Here is a 3,895-nt window from a genome sequence, read left to right on the forward strand (position 1 = left end):
CTGTGGCTTTCAGCGGTAAATGTCACGAATGTCAGCACTAGGTGACGCCGATGACGAGGGTGCTGCGGGCGGCTTCCACGACATCCTCGCTGATGGTTGCGAGGCCGTTGATCTTCAGCACGCGCTCGATCTGCACGAACAGGCGGTGCAGTAGCCGGAAATTGCCACCTGTGATCCGAACGATGGCCGCGACCGCTTGCGCGTCGGTGAAATCGGCGTCGTCGAGGGCAAGGCCGAGGTCGCGCCAGCGGCGGGTCAGCACGAAGGTCAGCTCCGCATCCTGCAACGGCCGATATTGGTGGGCGAAGCCGACCCGGCTGAAGAGCTGGGGATAGCGCGCCATGCGCTTTTCGATACCGGGCATCCCGATCAGGATGAGCCCGATCCCCTGCCGATCGAACACGTCACGCATGTATTCCAGCGCCGTCGTCGACAGGCGCTCGGCTTCATCGACGATCACCATTTCGACGTAGCGGGTATGACGACTGACATAACGGACCTGTCCGACTTTCTGAGGCCGGACGTGTTCGTCGATGCAATGGTCCACTCGGTCGAGCAGCCGGGGCAGATCCTGCCGCAGTTCGCGCAACGTGCTGCCGACCGAAGGTGTGTAGAAAACCGCACGTGCCTGAGCGAGGTGGGCATAGATTTCCAGGTCGGATGGATCGCGTGGTCCCCAAACGGTGAGCAGGGGCGCAGCCTTGTGCCATCGGGCATACCGGCAGGCCGAGAGCGTTTTGCCGACGCCCGCTGGGCCATGACACAGGCCGATGTAGCGATGCTTCCGAACGGCGTCGGCGAACTCGATGAAGCGGCGGTGCTCTTGGGTCGAGATGAAGCTGGTCGCGCGCGTACTGCCGGCGGTCATCAGTCGCCCTCATAATAGGTGCGTAGCTTCGGCCGGCTTGGTGGCGGCGCCGGAGTCGCTGCGGAGACCGGCGCCAATTCAGGCAATCGCGCCGGTTTCGCGATCGGAGCCGGAGTGCGCAGGATCGCTGGAAGATAGTCTATAACGCTCGATTGCTTCTCCCTGATCTCCTGCCGCAGGCGACGCCGATGCGCGATCCGCGCCGCCTGGATGTCCTTTAGGGTGACACTGTTCGCGGCATGATCCGCATCGATCGCCCGGCACAGGAACACGTTGCGATGGAACACGCGGACTTCGCCCATGTCGCGGGGGTCGTAGCGGATCGTCACCGGCTCGCCGACGTAGGCTGCCAGCGTCGGATCGAAGTAGCGCAATCCCTCGAAGCGGATGCCGTCGCGGTGAACGGTGCGGGGCTTGGCGACCATGACCAGCAGCATGTCCAGTTCGGCAAGCGTCTCCGGCATCCGGGGCAACCAGCCATCGCCCCGCCATGCGGCTATCGGTGCCGCCCCGATCGAACGGTGGGGACGCGCATTATAGGTCGAGATGATCCAGGCGCCGATCGCCGCGTCCAGTTCGGCCAGTGAAAGGGCCGGTGGGGATACCGTCTTGCCGGCGCGCAGGTTGCCGGGGAGTTCGGCCAGCAGTTCGGTGTTGATGGTCCGGAACAGCCGCTCGATCTTGCCACGCCCCTGCGGACGGGCGACGGCTGAGTAGATCAGCCTGATACGCAGATCGGCCGCGGCCTGTTCGAGGTGGAGGCTGGTGAAGTCCGATCCGTGATCGACGTGCAGCACATCGGGAATGCCGCACACCGGCCATGCCGGATCGGCCTTGCGCCAGATGGCCTGGCGCAGCGCGAGCGACGTATTGAGCGCGGATGGCGCGCCGAGAAACACCATGTAGCCTGCGATCACGCGGGAATGATCGTCCACCACCGTCGTCAGCCACGGCCGTGTCGGCCTGCCACGAGCATCGAGGATGAGGATGTCGAGTTCGGTGTGGTCGGCCTGCCAGATCGCGTTCGGGCGATCGGCGCGATGACGATGGACCATCTCGTATTTGTCGCGGAAAGCGGCAGCGCCCTCATGCGCGAGCGTCAGCATCGCAGGATCGATCCGGCGCACGATATCGCGAACGCTGCCGTAGGACGGCGTGTGCCATCCATATTCGCTAGCGACATGCACAACGCGACGATGGATGGTTGCGATCGAGGCCGGCGGCTTCGTCAGCGCCATGCCCTGGATCAGTTGGACCAGACCGTCCGGGAACGTCCGTGTGCCAGCTTCCGGACGAAGCGGCCGCGCGAGGCCCATTGGACCGTTGGCGGTATAGCGAGCGAGCCATCGCTGGACGGTGCGCAGCGAAACACCGGCATCGGCCGCGACTTTGGCCAGCGACGCGCCACCATGCAGATGGGCGCGAAGTGCCGCCATTCGCCGCGCCACCTCCGCGCCTCCTGTCTCCGATCTTCGACCATCCGCCATGGTGATCGCCCCCTGTCCGATAGAGGATCGTTCAGCGGACTCGGCCGGTCGATCTCCAACAGCACGGAAAGCGGCCGAAAGCCGAGTCTCACATAGATGGTACCATATGTTTTGCGGTGATGGGGCCTTATACGTTACACTCCGGCTATGACGCACACGCTGATCGGCTATGCCCGCTGCTCGACCGACAAACAGGACCTTGCCGCCCAGCATGACGCGCTGCTCAAGCTCGGGGTGGCGGCCGATCGCATCTACACCGACAAGGGGCTCACCGGCACGAACCGGGATCGCCCCGGCCTCGACCAAGCACTAGCCGCAGTACGAAGCGGCGACACGCTGGTAGTGCCCAAGCTTGACCGGCTCGCGCGATCAGTTCCGGACGCGCGCGCGATCGGGGACGGCCTTGCTGCCCGTGGGGTGAAGCTACAGCTTGGTGCCAGCGTCCACGATCCGGCTGACCCGATGGGTAAGCTGTTCTTCAACATCCTTGCCACCTTTGCCGAGTTCGAGGCGGACCTCATCAAGCTCCGCACCCGCGAGGGCATGGCGGTCGCCCGCGCTAAGGGGAAGCTGCGTGGGAAGAAGCCCAAGCTGTCCGATCGGCAGCAGAAGGAGCTTCGTCGCATGTACGATACCGACGACTACTCGATCAGCGACCTCGCCGAGCTGTTCTCGATTTCCCGGCCGACCGTTTATCGAACGCTCGGCAGGCATGCTGCCACAGCGGCGGCAGCGGCATGAATCTCACCGAACAACAAGATGCGAGTAGTGCTCGCCGCTTCGACTTCATCCTTCGCCAAGGGCTGTGGCTGGTTTCACTTCTAGCATCCATCACGCTGCCCGTTGTTTACTTTTCACGTCCGTTTGCGCCGGTTACACCCGGCCTCACCAGTATTCTCGGTTGGGGTAGCCTCTTAGGCGTGATAGCTGGCTTGGGGTCTGCGGCTTTTTATGTTCCTCTGATGCGGCGTCAGTCTACCATTGGCCGCATCGGTTATTGGCTTACCTCGGCCATGATGGGTGCTTTCGCCGGTTGGGCAGCACTGGGTCTGCTGAATGACCGTGGTGGCACCCCTCTCGGAGATGTCGAACTGCCGATCGCCCGCGTCGAGCAGGCAGGTGATCAGTTCAGCATTTATACTATGCTACCTTCCTCACCCTCAAATATTATGCGGATATCATCGACCGAAATCATTGGCCTTCCTGTTGCCGGCCAATGCCTGTTCGGCAGATTGCGACGTGGTCTGTTCGCGGCTTCCTGGCTGTCGCGCCTTTCGGTTACGTCATGTTCGGCAAAGCGAGGTGAAGCAGGAACGAACGTGCTGATGCCGATAAATCGATGGATGGACTGGCGCTGGCACAAACCACGATCCTTCAGGCTGGACGGATCTCACCAAGCCTATGATGAGGCCCTTCCTCAGAGCGCAACGTGCCGGACCGAGCGGGAAAGCTGGCTTTATCAGTGCTTCCCCAAAGGAGCAGGCCGCAGGAGGCGACAATCAGTGATGTCACTTCGTGACATTTACCGCTGAAAGCTACA

At 62.7% G+C, this 3,895-nt stretch carries 4 protein-coding genes; 2 read left to right on the plus strand and 2 right to left on the minus strand.

Annotated features, from left to right (window positions below; genetic code table 11):
• Nucleotides 1-37: 37 nt before the first annotated feature.
• Together SP5_RS18200 and SP5_RS18205 are read right to left on the minus strand one after the other, a co-directional pair.
• Nucleotides 38-868, minus strand: coding sequence for an AAA family ATPase (locus tag SP5_RS18200; RefSeq protein WP_007406871.1), 831 nt, complete (start codon nucleotides 866-868; stop codon nucleotides 38-40).
• Entirely contained in the window at nucleotides 868-2,355 is a 1,488-nt protein-coding gene (locus SP5_RS18205) for a TnsB C-terminal domain-containing protein (RefSeq protein WP_052811639.1), read from the minus strand. Before SP5_RS18205 ends, SP5_RS18200 begins: the two co-directional genes overlap by 1 nt.
• Nucleotides 2,356-2,502: 147 nt before the next feature.
• Here SP5_RS18205 and SP5_RS18210 point away from each other — a divergent pair, with 147 nt between their 5' ends.
• Both SP5_RS18210 and SP5_RS19375 read left to right on the plus strand, forming a co-directional pair.
• On the plus strand, nucleotides 2,503-3,096 hold the full coding sequence (locus SP5_RS18210) for a recombinase family protein (RefSeq protein WP_007406866.1): 594 nt from the start codon (nucleotides 2,503-2,505) through the stop codon (nucleotides 3,094-3,096).
• Entirely contained in the window at nucleotides 3,093-3,887 is a 795-nt protein-coding gene (locus SP5_RS19375; RefSeq protein ID WP_130119994.1) for a hypothetical protein, read from the plus strand. The genes SP5_RS18210 and SP5_RS19375 overlap by 4 nt, the downstream gene beginning before the upstream one ends.
• The last annotated feature ends 8 nt before the right edge of the window (nucleotides 3,888-3,895 follow it).

Source organism: Sphingomonas parapaucimobilis NBRC 15100 (assembly GCF_000787715.1).
In the GTDB taxonomy this organism is placed as follows: Bacteria; Pseudomonadota; Alphaproteobacteria; order Sphingomonadales; family Sphingomonadaceae; genus Sphingomonas; species Sphingomonas parapaucimobilis.